This is a genomic window from Amycolatopsis sp. La24 (assembly GCF_029087445.1).
GTDB lineage: Bacteria > Actinomycetota > Actinomycetes > Mycobacteriales > Pseudonocardiaceae > Amycolatopsis > Amycolatopsis nivea.
In genome coordinates this window covers 19,509-36,285 of record NZ_JARACH010000053.1, presented here as the reverse complement: position 1 = coordinate 36,285, position 16,777 = coordinate 19,509, and the positions used below count along the sequence as shown (strand labels likewise).

Below are 16,777 nucleotides of genomic sequence, written 5' to 3'. Positions count from 1 at the left end.
CCAGTTCCCCGGTCGATGGGGTCCGGTTTGGAGGGCGGTCGGCACCGGCGACGCTGGCGGCTGAGGGCCGGTCCAGTAAGGACGGTCGCTCCGGGAGTCAGCTCACCGGTTCGGCCGCGCGGCGGCGCAGCAGGTATCGCTGCACTTTCCCGCTCGGGTTGCGCGGCAGGTCGGGGATGAACTCCACCCGCCGCGGGTATTTGTACGGCGCGGCAAGGGATTTCGCGAAGTCCTGCAGTTCCTTCACCTTCGCGTCGTCGCCGGGGACGCCCTCGTTGAGGACCACGTAAGCGGCGACGACCGAGCCGCGCGCGTCGTCCGGGGCGGCGACGACCGCGCATTCCAGCACATCCGGGTGGCGCAGCAGCACTTCCTCCACCTCCGGGCCGGCGATGTTGTAGCCGGACGAGACGATCATGTCGTCGCTGCGGGCGCGGTAGTGGAAGTAGCCGTCGGAGTCGCGGACGTAGGTGTCGCCGGTGAGGTTCCAGCCGTCCTCGACGAAGACGGTCTGCCGGTCGTCGGCGAGGTAGCGGCAGCCGGTCGGGCCTTGGACGGCCAGGCGGCCGGGGGTGCCGTCGGGGACGGGGTTTCCGTTGTCGTCGACGATCTGTGCGCGGTAGCCGGGGACGACGCGGCCGGTCGCGCCGGGACGGGCGTCCTCGTCGGCGGCGGAGATGAAGACGTGCAGCATTTCGGTGCTGCCGATGCCGTCGATGAGCCAGTGGCCGGTGGCCTCGTGGAAGTCGGTCGCGACGGATTCCGGCAGCGCCTCGCCCGCCGACACCGCGCGGCGCAAGCCGGACAGCAGCGGGCGGCGGTCGGAGGCCAGGATCGCGCGGTACGCGGTGGGCGCGGTGAACAGGACCGTCACGTGATGCTCGGCGACGAGGTTGGCGAGTTCGGTCGGGGTGGCGCGCTCGATGAGCAGCGTCGCGGCGCCGGCGTGCAGCGGGAAGACCAGCAGGCCGCCGAGGCCGAACGTGAACGCCAGCGGGGGAGTGCCGCAGAACAGGTCGGTTTCCCGGGGTTTGACCAGGTGCCGGGAGAACGTGTCGGCGATGGCGAGCAGGTCGCGGTGGAAGTGCATGGTCGCCTTGGGACGGCCGGTGGTGCCGGAGGTGAAGGCGAGGAGAGCGACGTCGTCCGCGGCGGTGTCGACGTCCTCGAAGGTCGCGGGACGGGCGGCGCAGCGGGCGGCCAGGTCGTCGGGGCTGTCGCCGCCGTAGGGCACCAGGGGGAGGTCGAAGGACTGCAGTTCCTCGGGATACCGGTGGTCGCACAGGGCGAGGACGGGCGTGCTCGCCTCGATGATTTTCGACAGTTCGTGCGCGCGCAGCATCGGCATGGTGGCGACGGCGACCGCGCCCGCCTTGAGCACGCCCAGCCAGCACGCGGCGAGCCACGGGGTGTTCGGCCCGCGCAGCAGCACGCGGTTCCCGGGCACGACGCCCTGCGCGGTGAGTTCGTGGGCGATCTGGTTGGCGCGCGTCAGCAGGTCGCCGTAGGACCAGGATTCGGTGGGGGAGAGCAACGCGGGACGGTCGGCTCCCCAGCGCGCGATCGTGTCGTCGAGCAGCCGCGTGGCCGCGTTGAGCCGGTCGGGGTACTGCAGTTCGGGCAGGTCGAACCACAACCGCGGCCACTGCTCGAACGGCGGGAGGTGGTCCCGGCAGAACGTGTCGACATGCGCACTCGGCTGGAGCTGCACCACGTGCCCCCAATTCAGACGACGGCCATTCACGCGTCCAGCTACTGTAATACGTTTTACGACCGTCAGGAAGACGCAACATCGGACGGCGCTCGCGGGGGCACGGAGTGCAGTCGGGGCGGGGTTGGCGGGCTGCGCCGTCGGTGCGGCCATCGTGGTGGGTGCGAGCTTGGTGCCGGGGTGCGGCGGATCGCGCCGGTCAGGAACGGAGCTGCTCGCGGGGGCATGGAGCGCGGTCGGGGCGGGGTTGGCGGGCTGCGCCCTTGGTGCGGTCACCGTGGTGGGTGCGGGCTTGGTGCCGGGGTGCGGCGGATCGTGCCGATCAGGAACCGAGCCGCTCTCGGGGGCACGGAGTGCAATCGGGACGGGGTTGGCGGGCTGTGCCCGCGGTGCGGTCACCGTGGTGGGTGCGGGCTTCGTGCCGGAGTGCGGCGGATCGCGCCGGTCAGGAACGGAGCTGCTCGCGGGGGCACGGAGCGCAGTCGGGACAGGGTTGGCGGGCTGAGCCGTCGGTGCGGCCACCGTGGTGGGTGCGGGCTTGGTGCCGGAGTGCGGCGGGCCGTGCCGCGCCGGTCAGGAACCGAGCCGCTCGCGGAACTTGGCGATGGGCTTGCGGAGGAGGAAGTCGAAGTCCTCGGCGGTCGTGTCGAGCGCGGCGAGGACGCGTTCGAGCCGCTCGAGGTGGTCCGGGCGGGCGTGCCAGTGCGACGGCGGGATGCGCAGTGTCGACGCGAGCAGATCGCCGGGGTAGAGGTCGCCTTCGCAGAGGGGGTCGTGCTCCAGCATCGCCAGCGCGCGCGGCAGGAGGATCGGCGCGCCGACGTCCTGGCCGAGCAGGAGGCGGAGGTCTTCGGCCGTGAGCAGGGCGATGGGCTTGCGCCGCAAGCGATGCACGGTCTCGATTAGCCTGGTCGCGTTGGCGGGAGGGTCGCCCCAGTCGGCGTTTTCGATCTGCTCCAGCGACTGGGCGGACCGGTCGGGTCGTCGGGACAGGGGTGATCACCTCGTTCCGGGGACGAGTTTCGGAGAGCCGCTGACGGTCCGCGGGAGGCCCGTGCGGGGAAACCGCGAGCGAGTCAGGGTTCCCCGCATGGCAAAGCCCCAGCGGCTCAGGCGTGCGCGTCCAGGTAGGCCGGGTCCGGGGGCGGGATCGGGACGTCCGGCTGTCCGGCCAGCAGCTGGTTCATCGCGGCGAAGTACGGCGGCGCGGCGACCGTGCCGCCGAAGGCGCCGTGGCCGCAGTTGCCCAGGTGGACTGGGGTGCCGGGGCAGATTTCCTGTGGGTGGGGGCCGTCGGCGAAGACCATGGACGACACCGCGTAGTGGTCGACTCCGCCGACGAACGCGACGGATTCGCTTTCCTGCGTGGTTCCGGTCTTGCCGATGTCCGGGTGGGTCCAGCCCGCCGACTGGGCCGCGCGGGCGGACGTGCCGATGGTGGTGTCCTGGCTCAGCCCCGCCTCCAGCGTGTTCGCGACGCCGGGCGGGATCACCTGTTCGCATGCCTGCTGGTGCAGCGCGACCGGCTGGCCGTGGCGGTCGGTGACGGACAGGATCGGGTCGGGCGGGCACCACATCCCGCCGCTCATCAGGGTGGCCGAGACGTTCGCCATCTCCAGCGGGCTCACCGGGCTGTTGCCGAGGGTGAACGACAGCAGGTTCTGGAAATACTGCGACTGCGGTTCGTTGTACTGCGGGTTCTTCGACCGCGCGTCCGACGGGTCGGTGATCGGCTTGCTGCCCGCGTCGTTGGTCGCCATGGTGTTGCGCAGGCCCAGTTTCCGCGCCATGTCCAGCACCGCGGGCATGCCCACCTGCGATTCCAGGCCGACGAACGCGACGTTCGGCGACGTCGCGAGCCCGGCGGCCAGCGTGATCGGGTTCGGGTAGCTCGTGCCGTCGTTGCTCACCGGATAGCAGTGCGTGTACCGGTTCATGTTGGGCGGGTTGAAACAGTCGCTGAACGGGTTCGGCAGCGGCGTGTTCAGGCCCGCCTTCCCGGCGACCATCGCCGCGGCCGAGGTGAAGATCTTGAACGACGAGCCCGCGCCGAACTTGTTGCTCGCGTCGGCCACGATGTTCGTGGACGTCTCGCCCTGGTCGGGATCGGTGCCGTAGTTGCGGTTCGCGACCATCGCGAGCACCTGGTGCCCGTCGGCGCCGGGCTGCACGACCGCGAACGTGTTGGCGACGCCGTCCTGCGTGGTCGGCACGTTCGCGTCGACCGCGTCCTTCGTCACCTGGCTCACGTGCGGGTCCATGGTGGTCTTCACGGTGTATCCGCCGGTGTCGATCTGGTCGACGGTGAGCCCGGACTGCACGAGATAGCGCACCGCGTACGCGCAGAAGAACCCGGCATCGGGAGCCGCGCCGAGGCACGTGCTCGCCGGCGCCTGCGGCCGCGCACCGCTGAGGCCCAGCGGGGTCGCCTTCGCGGTCGCCCCGTAGGACGCCGGGATCGAATGCGCCTGCACCATCGAATCGATCACCAGATTGCGCCGTTGGAGCGCCTTGTCCGGATGCGTGTACGGGTTGTAGATGTTGGGGTTGTTCACCATCCCGGCGAGCAGCGCCGCCTGCGGCACGGTCAGTTTGTCCGCGGTCGTCCCGAAATACGCCTGCGCGGCGGCGCCGACGCCGTACACCGTGCCGGTGTATTCGACCACGTTCAGGTAGTCGGCGAGGATGTCGTCCTTGGACACGGTCTGCGCCAGCTGCACGGCCATCTTCGCCTCGCGCAGCTTGCGTGCCAGCGAATCCTCCTGATCCCGTTGCTGCGCCGCCTTGTCGTTGCGGTCCACGACGTTCACGAGGTAGTTCTTCACGTATTGCTGCGTGAGCGTGGACGCGCCTTGCAGGTTCCCGCCGGAACTGTTGTGCACCGCGGCGCGCAGCATGCCCTGCGGGTCGACGCCGCCCTCGCTGTAGAATCGGCGGTCTTCGATGTCGACGATCGCGGCTTTCATCGCCGGGGAGATCTGCGCCGGAGTGACCGGAATGCGGTACTGCGAGTACAAAGTCGCGATCGTCCCGCCGTTCCGGTCGGTGACCGTGGTGACGAGCGGCGGCTCCGCGTGCACGAGATCGGCGGAAATGGCGTCGACCGAATCGCTGACCTGGTTGGACAGCACGCCGGCGCCGATCGCGACCGGGGCGAGCGTGCCCGCGACGAGAATCCCGGCCAGTACGCACAATCCGAGGAACGGGGCTATCCCCCTGCGACGAGACACGGTTCCCAACCTATGCCTGTCCCGGTGAGAAACCGGTGTGCGGACGAGGGTGTTTCATCGAGCCAACCTTCCCAGCAGAGCCGAAGCGACCGCGATCGCCAGCGCGGTCGCACCCACTAAGACGCCGAAGTCGGCCCAGAGGTTCTCCGGGGTGCCGATCAATAATCCCCGCAAGGCGTCGACAAGGTAGCTGAGCGGGTTCGCGTGGCTCAGCACCTTGAGCCAGGACGGCATCAGGTTCACCGGATAGAGCGCGTTGGACCCGAAAAACAGCGGCATCGTGATCGCCTGGCCGATGCCCATCAGCCGTTCGCGGGAAAGCACCAAACCGGCGATAACGATGGAAAGACAGCAGAAAAAGGCCGAACCGAGCACAACGGCCACCGCGGCGCCCAGCAGCCGCAACGGGTTCGCGGTCAGCCCGACGCCGAGCAGTGCGGCGAGAATCACCACGATGAACGCCTGCACGAGGGCGCGCACCCCGGCGGCGAAAGCCTTGCCCGCCACCAGCGCCGCGCGCGGCGTGGGCGTGACGAGCAGCTTCGCGAGGACGCCCGCGTCGCGCTCCCAGATGATCTGGATGCCGTAGAAGATGGAGATGAACAGCGCGGACTGGGCCAGGATGCCGGGCGCGAGATAGTCGAGATAGGGCACCGAACCGGTCGGGATCGCGCGCAACCGGGTGAACGTTTCGCCGAAGATGAGCAGCCACAGCGCGGGCTGGATCGCCCGGGTGAGCAATTCGGTCTGGTCCCGGCGGAGTTTCTGCAGTTCCACCAGGCACATCGCGCCGATCCGGGAGAACAGGACGCGCAACTGCCCCAGCGGGCCGGGGTCAGCCGAGACGGCGGGCGGTGCGGCGAGCGGCGCGGACATCGCGGATCCCTCCTGCGTCGAGCGCGTTCCCGGTGACGGTCCGGAACACGTCGTCCAAAGTGGACTGCGGGCCGAGCCCGGCCTCGAGGTCGGCCGGGGTGCCGAGCGCGCGGATCTTGCCGGTGTGCATCAGCGCTACGCGGTCGCAGTACTGCTCGGCTTCGTCCATGTAATGGGTGGTGACGAGCACGGTCATCCCGGTGTGGGCGCGGATCTCGGAAATCCGCTCCCAGACCGCCGAGCGCGCCACCGGGTCGAGGCCGATGGTGGGCTCGTCGAGGATCAGCAGCCGGGGCGAGCTGACCAGCGCTTGCGCGAGTTCCAGCCGGCGGATCATGCCGCCGGAGTAGCGCCCGGCCGGGCGGTCCGCGTCGTTCTCGAGGCCGACCAGCTCCAGCGCCTCCCGCACCTGGGCGGCGCGTTGGGCTCGCGGCACGTCGAAGAGCCGGGCGAACAGCGACACGTTCTCGCGGCCGGTGAGCGCGCCGTCGGCGGAAAGCTGTTGGGGGACATAGCCGATCAGGCGGCGGACGGCCATCCGGCGGCGGGCGACGTCGAGCCCGAAGACGGTGATGCGGTCCGGCGAGACGGGCAAAAGCGTCGTGATCATCCGGATCGTGGTGGTTTTCCCGGCTCCGTTCGGGCCGAGCAGGCCGAAGACCTCGCCGGGCTCGATGGCGAGATCCACGCCGTCGACCGCGACGGTGGTCCCGAAGGAGTGCCGCACTTCGGTGCAGCGGACTGCCGGTTCGCTCACGTGTCCTCCTTGAGCACTTCGGTGAGCCGTTCGAGGGCGGGCAGCGCGGCGAAGATCGCCGAAGTGTCCTCTTCGGACAGTTGAGCGAGCGCGGCGGAAACCAGGCCTGTTCGCGTACGCCGCCAGGTCGCCATCCGGTCCTGGGCCGCGTCGGTGAGCTGCAGCCGCGCGGCCCGGCGGTCGGCCGGATCGACCTCGCGCCGCAGCAGGCCCGCCTCGGTCAGCACGTTCACGAGCGTGCTCACCGAATTCCCGGCCAGGCTGAGCTCCCGGGCCGCCGCCGCGACGCCGATGCCCGGGTTCCGGTGCACGACGCGCAGCAGTTCCACCTGCGAGCCCGGCAGATGCGGTCCGGGAAGTTCGGCTCGCACGCGGCGGCGTACGACACGGCGTACGCCCAGCACCGCGGCGAGAACGCGTTCGGCGAGGTCGATCCGGGGTGCGGGCATGCCTCGAAGTTAGCTCTAAGTCAGAGTCATTAGCAACGCTAAATGTCTCGTTCGCCGGAAGCCTGCTGGTTTATCCCTGATGAAGCAGCAACGCGACGCCCAGCGCGGTCATGGTCGCCGCGATCACGCCGTCCAGAATCCGCCAGGCGGTGGGACGCGCGAAGACGTCGGACAGCTTTCGCGCGCCGAGCCCGAGCGTGCTGAACCAGACCGCGCTCGCGACCACCGCGCCGATGCCGAACAGCCAGCGGCTGTCGCCGTGTCCGGCCGCGACGGAGCCAAGGAGAAGGACGGTGTCGAGATAGACGTGCGGGTTGAGCCAGGTGAGCGCGAGGCAGGTGAGGAGGACGCGCTTCGGCGAGGACAGGTCGGCCGGGGCGACGGCCAGCGTGCCCGGCCGGAAAGCGCGGCGCGCGGCGAGGATCCCGTATCCCACCAGGAAAAGCCCGCCGACGATCGCGATCGCCTTGATCGCCGACGGCCACCGCTGCAGCACCGCCCCGATCCCGCTCACCCCGGCGGCGATGAGGACCGCGTCGGACAGCGTGCAGACGAGGATCACCGGCACGACGAGACCGCCGCGCAATCCTTGGCGGAGCACGAAAGCGTTCTGCGCGCCGATGGCGACGATGAGGGACATGCCGGTGCCGAACCCGGCGCTGAGCGCTGCGATCACCCTGCCGACGGTAGAAGCGGTCGTCCGCATTATTCCAGGTAAAGGTTCTGAACTAAGATAAGCGTTCGTGATGTCCGATCTTCCGCTCGACCAGGTTCGCACTCTGCTCGCGGTGGTCGACGAGCAGTCGTTCGACCGGGCCGCGGCGGTCCTGCACGTGACGCCGCCCGCGGTGAGCCAGCGGGTGAAGGCGCTGGAGCAGCGGATCGGCCGGGTGCTCGTGCTGCGGTCGAAACCCGTGCGGCTCACCGAATCCGGCGAGGTGCTGGTGCGGTTCGCCCGGCAGCTGACCCGGCTCGAATCCGACACCCGCGCGGAACTGGGCCTCGGCGGAGCCGGCCAGCCGACGACGCTGCCGATCGCGGTCAACGCGGATTCGCTGGCCACCTGGTTCCTGGCCGCGCTCGAAGAGGTCCCCGCCGAACCGCCGGTCTCGTTCGACCTGCGCAGCGACGACCAGGACCACACGGCCGCCCTGCTGCGCGAGGGGCTGGTGATGGCCGCGATCACCGCGACGCCGCAACCGGTGCAGGGCTGCACGGTCAGCCGCCTCGGCACGATGCGGTACCGGGCAGTGGCGTCGGCGGAGTTCGTGCGCCGCTGGCTGGACGGCGGCTCGCTCGCGGAGCGGCTGCCCGCCGCGCCGGTGGTGGTGTTCGATCGGAAAGACGATTTGCAGGACCGGTTCCTGCGCCGCCTGACCCGGCGCAAGCTCTCGGGCCGCGCCCGGCACTGCATCCCGGCGTCGGTGTCCTTTGTGGACGCGGTGGCGGCCGGGCTCGGCTGGGGGATGGTGCCGGAACTGCAGCTGTCCGGACGGGAACTGGTGGATCTCGCGCCGGACCGGGCGGTCGACGTGGCGTTGTACTGGCAGCAGTGGAAGCTGGACTCGCCGTCGCTGGCCGCGGTGGCGGAGGCGGTGGGGAGGGCGGCTGGGCGCGCGTTGGGGCCGTAGGGCTACCCCTGCGCGATCGGCCAAAGGTCGTCGTTGAGAAGCCGCTTCACGATCTTCCCGGTCGCATTGCGCGGAAGCTCCGGCACGAAGTACACATCGCGCGGCACAGCGAACCTCGCGAGCCGCTGGTGGATGTAGTGCCGGACGTCCTCCGCGTGCATGCGGGCGCCGCGGCGGAGCACGACGTACGCGGCCAGCCGCTGGCCGAACTCGTCGTCCGGGACGCCGACCACGGCCGCGTCCGAGACGCCCGGCAGTGCGGCCAGTGCTTCCTCGACCGGGCGCGGGAACACGTTCTCGCCGCCGGACACGATCATCTCGTCGGCCCGGCCGGTGACGAACAGCCGTCCGGACGCGTCCTGGTAGCCGACGTCGCCGGTGGCCATCAGGTCGTGCGCGCGGGGGACGCTGGAACCGTTGGTGTAGCCGTCGAACAGCATGTCGTTGGCGACGAAGATCTGGCCCTCGTCGCCGGGCGGGACCGGGCGGCGGTCGTCGTCGAGGATCGCGACCTGGGTGCCGGGCGGGCAGCGGCCCGCGGACGTCGGCGCGGCGCGCAGGTCGGCCGGGTCGGCGATGCTCGCCCAGGACACCTCGGTGGAGCCGTAGAAGTTGTAGAGGACGTCGCCGAAGGTGTCCATGAACGACGTCACGAACGCGCCCGGCATCGCCGAACCGCTGCTCGCCACGATCCGCAGCGACGACAGGTCGTACCGGTTGCGCACGCGTTCGGGCAGGTCGAGGATCCGCTGCAGCATGATCGGGACCGCGAACAGCGCGTCGCAGCGGTGCTCGGCGATCGTGCGCAGCGTCTGCTCCGCATCGAACCGGCGGATCAGCGACAGCTCCGCCCGCAGCGCCATGCCGAGCTGCATCGCGGCCAGCCCCCAGCTGTGGAACAGCGGGGCGGCCACGGCGATCTTGTCCCGTGCCCGCAACGGGATTCGCGACAAAACGGTCGCCGATGTGCTCACGCCCTTCGGCGTCGGACGGCGCGCGCCCTTCGGGGCCCCGGTGGTGCCGGAGGTCAGCACGACTATCCGGCCTTCGTGTTCGCTCGGCTTCGGCCGGGTCGTCGGTGCGTCCTGGAGCAGTTCGTCGAGCGTGCGGTAGCCCTGGTCGGCGTCGTCCCACGTGCTCACGCGCGGGAATTCGCCGGGCACCGACGCGATGATCGGCGCGAACTCGTCGTCGGCGAGCACCGCGGCGGGCGGGTGCTGCGTGAGCACCTCCTCGACGGCGGCGGGGGAGAGACCGGTGTTGAGCAGGACGACGTCGGCGCCGAGTTTGCTGCAGCCGACGAACGCCTCGATCATCGCCGCGTGGTTGCGGCACATCAGCGCGACCCGCGAACCGGGCTTCACGTCGAGCGCGGCCAGCGCGTTGGCCAGCTGGTTGCTGCGTTCGTCGATCTCGCCGAACGTGCGCGTGTTGCGCTCGTCGTGCACCGCGACGTCATCGGCCCCGCGCGCGGTCGCGGCGAGGTATCCGCCGGCCAGGGTCGCGCCCCAGCGCGCGAGGGAACTGAGCTGCTTGACCATCTTGTCCGGCCGTCCCGCGGCCAGCACGCCCGCTCGGACCAGCGTGTTCGCCGTGCGCAGGGCGGTGGCGGGCTCCTGCTCCGGCGGGTCGCCCGGCAGCCCGGACAGCTGCTGCCCGATCCGCTTCGCCAGCTGTTTGAGCAGGCCTTTCGCCGTGCCTCGGGCGAGCAGGTCGGAGTGTTCCGGGGGCAGCGACGGGAGCATCATCCGCAGCACGATCTCGGTGCCGCCGCGCGGGACCGGCCGCAGTTCGACCGACACCCAGGTCCGCTCGTCCGGCAGCCCGCACCAGACGACGTGCTCGCCCGGGCGGTACACCGCCGCGTGAATCGTGCCCTCGACCATGGTGTGCCGGTCCGGGGCCAGCCGGATCAGGCAGTGCGGCCCGCGCCCGCGCTCGGCCGGAACGGTGACCTCGCACCAGCTGATCGCCGGGACGAACCTCGGGTACAGCTCCGGACTGCCGACTATCTGCCACACCTGTTCGGGCGAGTGCCCGACCACCGCACTCGCCTCGACTACATCGTCTCGCATCGCGATCCGCCTCGCCGCCGCACGCGTGTGGGCTCCCCGGTCCTTCCCGGACGCGTGTTCAGGTTGCGGGGACGCTACCAGGCACGAGACGCCCGGGGTACTCCGAAAGGCCCAAAATCCAACTGGGTGGGAATTTTCTTGCGGAGCGTGCCCGAGGGTGACGGGCGCGACCCGGCGACGTCCGGCACGCCGGACATAATGGGCCGGGTGGAGCAACTGGTCGAGGAATACGGACCCAGCTGGGATCCGGGCCCGTACGAACGGGGCACCGACGGACCGCGCGTGATCCTGGTCGGCGCGGACACTTCGCCGACCGGGCTGCGGGCGACGGCCTACGGCGGCGGCCTCGCGCGGAGGCAGCGCGCGCGGCTGGTCGTGGTGTACGTGGCCGCGCCGACGGTGTGGACCGGCCTCGCCGCGGCCGCGGTCGTCGACGTGCAGCAGCAGACCTTCGAGGAAGAGATCGAGCAGCTGCGCGCGGAACTGCGCGACCGGGCGGCCGACCTGCAGGTGCCGGTCACGTTCGTGGTCCGCCGCGGCGAGACCTTCCCCGAACTGCGTCAGGCCGCGCAGGAGGTGAACGCGGACATGGTCGTGGTCGGCGCCTCCGAACAGGGCGGGCACCGGCTCGTCGGTTCGGTCGGCAACCGGCTGGTGCGCGCCGCGACCTGGCCCGTCGTCGTGGTGCCGTGAGCGACTTCGAGGACACTGTCGCGCGGCTGCGCGCCGCCGGGTGCGTGTTCGCCGAGGACGAGGCCCGGCTTCTGCTGGGCCAATCGGGCGACCTGGCCGGGATGGTCGAGCGGAGGGTCGCCGGGGAACCGCTGGAGTACATCCTCGGCTGGGCGGAATTCGTCGGCCGCCGGTTCGTTGTCGCGCCGGGCGTCTTCGTGCCCCGGCACCGCACGGAACTGCTCGTGCGGCTGGCCGCCGGGTTCGCGCGGGAGCAGTCGGTGGTGCTCGATCTGTGCTGCGGCTCCGGTGCACTGGGCGCAACGGTCGCGGCCGAGGTGCCCGGGATCGAGCTGCACGCGGCGGACGTCGAGCCCGCCGCGGTGGACTGTGCGCGGCAGAACGTGCCTGGTGAGGTCTACCAAGGCGATCTCTACGCCCCGCTTCCGCGGCGGTTGCGCGGCCGGGTGGACGTGCTGATCGCGAACGTCCCGTATGTCCCGACCGACGACGTGGCGCTCATGCCGCCCGAGGCGCGCGACCACGAACCCCGTGTCGCGCTCGACGGGGGAGCCGACGGTCTCGACGTGCTCCGTCGCGTCGTCGCCGAGGCTCCGGAGTGGCTGGTGCCGGGCGGGCACGTGCTTTTCGAGGCCAGCGAACGCCAAGCCGACGCCGCGACGGCCGAACTGCGGCGGGCGGGGCTGGTCGCGTGGGTGGAAGAAGAGGACGAACTCGGCGCGACCGTCGTGGTAGGACGGCGCGAACACTGAGCGGCGAACCGGATTCGCCCGCTTTCCGTACTGCGTGCGTCCGGGGCGGACGTCTAGGGTCGACCCATGAAGGTCGGCCTGCTCACCCGGGAGTACCCGCCGGACGTGTACGGGGGAGCGGGGGTGCACGTCGAGTTCCTCGCGCGGGAACTGCGGTCGCTGGTCGACCTTGACGTGCACTGCTGGGGCCCCGACCGCCCGGACGGCGCGCACGGGCACCGCGACGCGCACGGGTACGCCCAGCCCGCGTTCGCCACCATGGACATCGCGGTCTCGATGGCCGACGCCCTCGCCGGGCACGATCTCGCGCACAGTCATACCTGGTACGCGAACCTCGGCGGCCATCTCGCGAAGCTCGCGCACGGCATCCCGCACGTCATCACCGCGCATTCGCTCGAACCGCTGCGGCCGTGGAAGGCCGAGCAGCTCGGCGGCGGCTACCGGGTGTCGTCGTGGATCGAACGCGACGCGTACGAGGCGGCGGACGCGATCATCGCGGTCAGCTCCGGCATGCGGCGCGACGTGCTCGCCGCGTACCCGAACGTCGATCCGGCGCGGGTGCACGTGGTGCGCAACGGCATCGACACCGAGCTGTACCAACCCGATCCGGGCACCGATGTGCTGGAGAAACACGGCATCGACCCGAACCGGCCGTACGCGTTGTTCGTCGGGCGGATCACGCGGCAGAAAGGCGTGCCGCATCTCGTGCGCGCCGGGGCCGCGCTGGACGAAGACGTGCAGCTGATCCTGTGCGCGGGCGGTGCGGACACGCCGGAGCTGGACGCGGAGTTCCGCGGGCTTGTCGCGGAATTGCAGGAAAACCGGTCCGGCGTGCACTGGATTCCGGAGATGCTGCCGCGCACCGAGGTCGTCCAGCTGCTGACGCACGCGCTGGTGTTCGTGTGCCCGTCGGTGTACGAGCCGCTCGGCATCGTGAACCTGGAAGCGATGGCGTGCGGCACCGCGGTGGTGGCCAGCGACGTCGGCGGCATCCCGGAGGTGGTCGCGGACGGCGAGACCGGCGTGCTGGTGCATTACGACGAGAACGAGCCCGGCGCTTTCGAGGCCGGGCTCGCGCGCGGGATCAACGACCTGGCCGCGGATCGCGATCGCGCCACCCGGCTGGGCCTGGCCGGACGGGACCGCGCGGTGGGAGAGTTCGGCTGGGCAGCGATCGCCGCCGCGACGGTCGGGGTTTACGAGGCGTGCGGGAGGGTTTCGTGATCGACGGATCCGATGTGCTGGGAATCGTCCTCGCCGGCGGCGAGGGCAAACGGCTGATGCCGCTGACCACCGACCGCGCGAAACCCGCGGTCCCGTTCGGCGGCGTGCACCGGCTGGTCGACTTCGTGCTCTCCAATCTGGTGCACGGCGGGATCCGCCGGATCTGCGTGCTGACGCAGTACAAATCGCATTCGCTGGACCGGCATATCTCGACGACCTGGCGGCTGTCGTCGCTGACCGGCGAGTACGTCACGCCGGTGCCCGCCCAGCAGCGGCTCGGCCCGCGCTGGTTCCAGGGCAGCGCGGACGCGATCCACCAGAGCCTCAACCTCGTGCACGACGAATCGCCCGCGTACATCGCGGTGTTCGGCGCGGACAACATCTACCGGATGGACCCGCGCCAGATGATCGACGCGCACATCGCGTCCGGCGCGGGCGTGACGGTCGCCGGGATTCGCGTGCCGCGCGCGGAGGCCCGGTCGTTCGGCGTGATCAGCACCGAGGACGGGACGAAGATCGACGCGTTCCTGGAGAAACCCGAGGACCCGCCCGGCCTGCCGGATTCGCCGGACGAATCGTATGTGTCGATGGGCAATTACGTCTTCACGACGCAGGTAATGCTCGACGCGCTGCACGCGGACGCCAAGAACCCGGCGTCCAAACACGACATGGGCCGCGACATCATCCCGGCGCTGGTGGAAAAATCCGAGGCGGCGGTCTACGACTTCAACGGCAACGTGGTGCCGGGTGAAACAAGCCGCGACCACGGCTACTGGCGCGACGTCGGAACGATCGACAGCTATTACGACGCGCACACGGACCTGATCTCGACGCAGCCGATTTTCAACCTGTACAACCGGAAATGGCCGATCCTGGCCCATCCCGGCCAGCGCGCGGCGGCGAAGTTCGTGGAAGGCGGCACCGCGACCCAGTCGATCGTCAGCAACGGCTGCATCATTTCCGGCGCACAGGTCGTGGATTCGGTGCTGTCGCCGGATGTTTTCATCGAGAACGGCGCGGTCGTGCAGGGCTCGGTGCTGCTGGACGGCGCCCGGGTCGGCCGCGGCGCGGTGGTGCGGCGCGCGATCCTGGACAAGAACGTCGTCGTCCCGCCCGGCGCGCACATCGGGGTGGACCTGGCGCGGGATCGCGGCCATTACCACGTGAGCGATTTCGGGATTGTCGTGCTGGGCAAGGGAGAAACCGCGATCTAGGGCCGGTGCCCTGGCGAGAGGGGTTCTCGCAGTACCTGCATCATCAGGATCTCCCAGATGTCGGAAGGGCCTGCCTAATCTGTGGGCAGTAGCAATGGGGCTCTTCCCAGATGAGGGTGTAGGTCGGCCGGGCGCGTCGGTCCGCAGATAGACGTCGAGGTCTCCCGACGATGGAGGTTCCTACGCCATCCATCCGAAAGACCTCGACGTGTCCGACGCTACCCCGCCGGCCGGCTTCGGCCGCCCTGACCTGACCGCCTTCGCGGCTCATCCCAATCGACCCTGATCGGGTCTGCTGACCCCCTCGACGAGAACGCAGCGACATCACAGCCACCCAACCCCGACCGTCCGGGAAGCCGGGGCACGGCACATGGCCTGTGCTGCGGGCGTGTCGAGTGGGTCGTCCAGGGGCGACGCAGGAGCGTCGACGCGACGTGCTGAGAGGTGGTTCCAACCGAGCGCTAGGACACCGGCTACAGGCATGGCGATAGGTCAGGAATGGCGTCGCTCCCTGCGCAGGAGGGAGCGCAGAGTCTCGGCGTTCGCGTAGCCGACCCGTCGCGCGATCTCGGCGGAGGTGAGGTCCGTGGTTGCTGAGAGGTGCCGAGCTCGTTCGATGCGAAGCCGTTGGACGAAGCCGAGCGGAGTGAGGTTGAGCGCCGCACGGACTCGTCGTTCGAGGGTGCGCCGGCTGGTGCCGAGCGACTGCGCGACGAAGGCGACGTTGAACGGTTCGTCCAGGCGGGCGCGCACGAAGCGTTCGAACTCGACGACGATCGGGTCCTCGTGCCGGAGATGTTCGTAGGCGACGAAGGCCGCCTGCGACGGGCGCTCGTCGATGATGAGGAGCTTGGCGACATGTTGGGCCAGGTCGGGGCTGATCGATCGCACGAGTGAGAGCGCGAGGTCGATGTGGGCGAAGGCGGCGCCGGCGGTGACGAGGTTCCCGTCGACCACGACCATGGTGTCGAGATCGAGGGCGACGGTCGGATAGCGCTTCAGGAACTCCGGCCCCAGGAACCAGCTGGTCGTCGCCCGCCGATGATGCATCCGTCCGGTCTCGGCGACGGCGAACACGCCGGTGCACGCCGCGGCGATCCGGGTGGTCGCGTCGTCGAGGCGCCCGAGTGAGGCGATGACCGAACGAGCATCTCGGCTCTGGAGGGCGTCGTGGGTCGCGGCGGCCGTGAGGGTTCCAAGCGCAGGGACGACGACCACGTCGAACTCTCCGGACTCCGACAGCGGGTGGTCCACCGACAGGGTCATCGATGCCGTCGTGGTCACTCGCCGTTTCGGTCCGAGGATGGCGAGTTCGATCGGGTCGATCCGCGGGTCGACATCGCCGCGGGCTCCGTCGGCCACCCGCACGATGTCGATGACCGACGCGACCGCCGAACCGAAGCAGCCGTCGATCGCGATCAGTCCGATACGCATGGCGCGAACAATAGCAATACTGCCGTATACGCCACTCCCCACCGGCCCTCGCTCGTCATACGCTGAACTCGCCCCACGAAGAACCCCGACTTCAAGGAGAACCCCTCATGTCCACACCCGCATCACTTCCGTATGCCTTCGTCGCCAAGATCGTCGCGGCCGATGGACAGCACGACGCGCTCGCCGATCTGCTCGCCGGCGCTGTCGCACTCGCCAACGAAGAAGTAGGAACGATTGTCTGGTTCGCGGCTAGGACCCACGCCGACACCTTCTGGATCTTCGATGCATTCCCCGACGAGGCCGCTCGCGACGCCCACGCCAACGGCGCCATCGTCGCAGCCCTGATGGCCAACCAGCACCTCCTCGGCGCAGCACCCGAGATCCTGGCGGCCGACGTCCTCGCGTCCAAGCTCCCGTAGTCCGCCAACGCACGAGACGATCGCGCCCCGCCGAGCCGTCGGACCCGACCTCCTCGACACCCGCACCACGTTGACGATCCCCGACGGGCCGATCACGAGGAGGCCAGGCAACACCAGGCGCAAGCCTGGAGGGGCACTGTTTCACCGGTGGTCATCGAGAGAGCCAGCGCGGTTCCATGGCAGCGCAACTGTGTCAACTTGCCCTCCGTCCCGCGAGGCGCCGTGGGCGGGTCGTGGTTGCGATCCGTTGCCGTGACGGGAGACGCGTTGCGCGTCGCAGCGATGACGGGTCGTTGGCGTTCCGGGGCGTTG

The 16,777-nt window shown here is 70.1% G+C and carries 15 protein-coding genes; 6 read left to right on the top strand and 9 right to left on the bottom strand.

Translation table 11 applies throughout. From position 1 onward, the window contains the following. Nucleotides 1-97 precede the first annotated feature (97 nt). The 7 genes from PUT80_RS34960 to PUT80_RS34930 form a co-directional block, all read right to left on the bottom strand. Nucleotides 98-1,711, bottom strand: a complete 1,614-nt coding sequence (locus tag PUT80_RS34960; protein ID WP_275294714.1) for an AMP-binding protein — start codon at nt 1,709-1,711, stop codon at nt 98-100. A 573-nt stretch (nt 1,712-2,284) separates the two neighbouring features. Beyond that, nucleotides 2,285-2,662, bottom strand: a complete 378-nt coding sequence (locus PUT80_RS34955; protein WP_275294713.1) for a contact-dependent growth inhibition system immunity protein — start codon at nt 2,660-2,662, stop codon at nt 2,285-2,287. Nucleotides 2,663-2,820: 158 nt separating this feature from the next. Further along, nucleotides 2,821-4,950, bottom strand: a complete 2,130-nt coding sequence (locus tag PUT80_RS34950) for a transglycosylase domain-containing protein (protein ID WP_199818087.1) — start codon at nt 4,948-4,950, stop codon at nt 2,821-2,823. 45 nt (nt 4,951-4,995) lie between these two features. Beyond that, nucleotides 4,996-5,817: an ABC transporter permease gene (locus PUT80_RS34945; protein ID WP_134663478.1), complete on the bottom strand. Its 822-nt coding sequence runs from the start codon at nt 5,815-5,817 to the stop codon at nt 4,996-4,998. Further along, a complete protein-coding gene (locus PUT80_RS34940; protein ID WP_134732917.1) occupies nt 5,777-6,574 on the bottom strand; it encodes an ATP-binding cassette domain-containing protein in 798 nt (265 codons plus the stop codon). Before PUT80_RS34940 ends, PUT80_RS34945 begins: the two co-directional genes overlap by 41 nt. Further along, nucleotides 6,571-7,023, bottom strand: a complete 453-nt coding sequence (locus tag PUT80_RS34935) for a MarR family transcriptional regulator (RefSeq protein WP_275294695.1) — start codon at nt 7,021-7,023, stop codon at nt 6,571-6,573. Before PUT80_RS34935 ends, PUT80_RS34940 begins: the two co-directional genes overlap by 4 nt. A gap of 70 nt (nt 7,024-7,093) precedes the next feature. Beyond that, the gene (locus PUT80_RS34930) at nt 7,094-7,699 is read right to left on the bottom strand and encodes a LysE/ArgO family amino acid transporter (protein ID WP_343076911.1); all 606 of its coding nucleotides are present in this window, start codon (nt 7,697-7,699) and stop codon (nt 7,094-7,096) included. Nucleotides 7,700-7,769: 70 nt separating this feature from the next. Between PUT80_RS34930 and PUT80_RS34925 the strand changes: the two genes are divergently transcribed. Then, entirely contained in the window at nt 7,770-8,654 is an 885-nt protein-coding gene (locus PUT80_RS34925; RefSeq protein WP_275294693.1) for a LysR family transcriptional regulator ArgP, read from the top strand. A 2-nt stretch (nt 8,655-8,656) separates the two neighbouring features. On the opposite strand, the gene PUT80_RS34920 is transcribed toward PUT80_RS34925, so the two are convergent. Further along, nucleotides 8,657-10,729 (bottom strand): AMP-binding protein, encoded by a 2,073-nt coding sequence (locus tag PUT80_RS34920; protein ID WP_037818776.1) that lies wholly within the window; start codon nt 10,727-10,729, stop codon nt 8,657-8,659. 207 nt (nt 10,730-10,936) lie between these two features. Between PUT80_RS34920 and PUT80_RS34915 the strand changes: the two genes are divergently transcribed. The 4 genes from PUT80_RS34915 to glgC all read left to right on the top strand — a co-directional run bounded on the left by PUT80_RS34915 (nt 10,937) and on the right by glgC (nt 14,612). Beyond that, nucleotides 10,937-11,422: a universal stress protein gene (locus tag PUT80_RS34915; RefSeq protein WP_199841133.1), complete on the top strand. Its 486-nt coding sequence runs from the start codon at nt 10,937-10,939 to the stop codon at nt 11,420-11,422. Next, entirely contained in the window at nt 11,419-12,174 is a 756-nt protein-coding gene (locus PUT80_RS34910) for a putative protein N(5)-glutamine methyltransferase (RefSeq protein WP_037818777.1), read from the top strand. Before PUT80_RS34915 ends, PUT80_RS34910 begins: the two co-directional genes overlap by 4 nt. A gap of 66 nt (nt 12,175-12,240) precedes the next feature. After that, a complete protein-coding gene (gene glgA, locus PUT80_RS34905; protein WP_134663472.1) occupies nt 12,241-13,398 on the top strand; it encodes a glycogen synthase in 1,158 nt (385 codons plus the stop codon). Next, nucleotides 13,395-14,612 carry a glucose-1-phosphate adenylyltransferase gene (glgC, locus tag PUT80_RS34900; protein WP_275294692.1) on the top strand — a complete coding sequence of 406 codons (1,218 nt, stop codon included), beginning with the start codon at nt 13,395-13,397 and terminating at the stop codon, nt 14,610-14,612. The genes glgA and glgC overlap by 4 nt, the downstream gene beginning before the upstream one ends. Before the next feature lie 492 nt (nt 14,613-15,104). Here glgC and PUT80_RS34895 read toward each other — a convergent pair whose 3' ends face one another. Next, complete coding sequence (locus PUT80_RS34895) at nt 15,105-16,046, bottom strand: helix-turn-helix domain-containing protein (RefSeq protein WP_275294691.1); 942 nt, start codon at nt 16,044-16,046, stop codon at nt 15,105-15,107. Nucleotides 16,047-16,153: 107 nt separating this feature from the next. Between PUT80_RS34895 and PUT80_RS34890 the strand changes: the two genes are divergently transcribed. Continuing rightward, a complete protein-coding gene (locus tag PUT80_RS34890; RefSeq protein WP_006247389.1) occupies nt 16,154-16,465 on the top strand; it encodes an antibiotic biosynthesis monooxygenase in 312 nt (103 codons plus the stop codon). Nucleotides 16,466-16,777 lie beyond the last annotated feature (312 nt).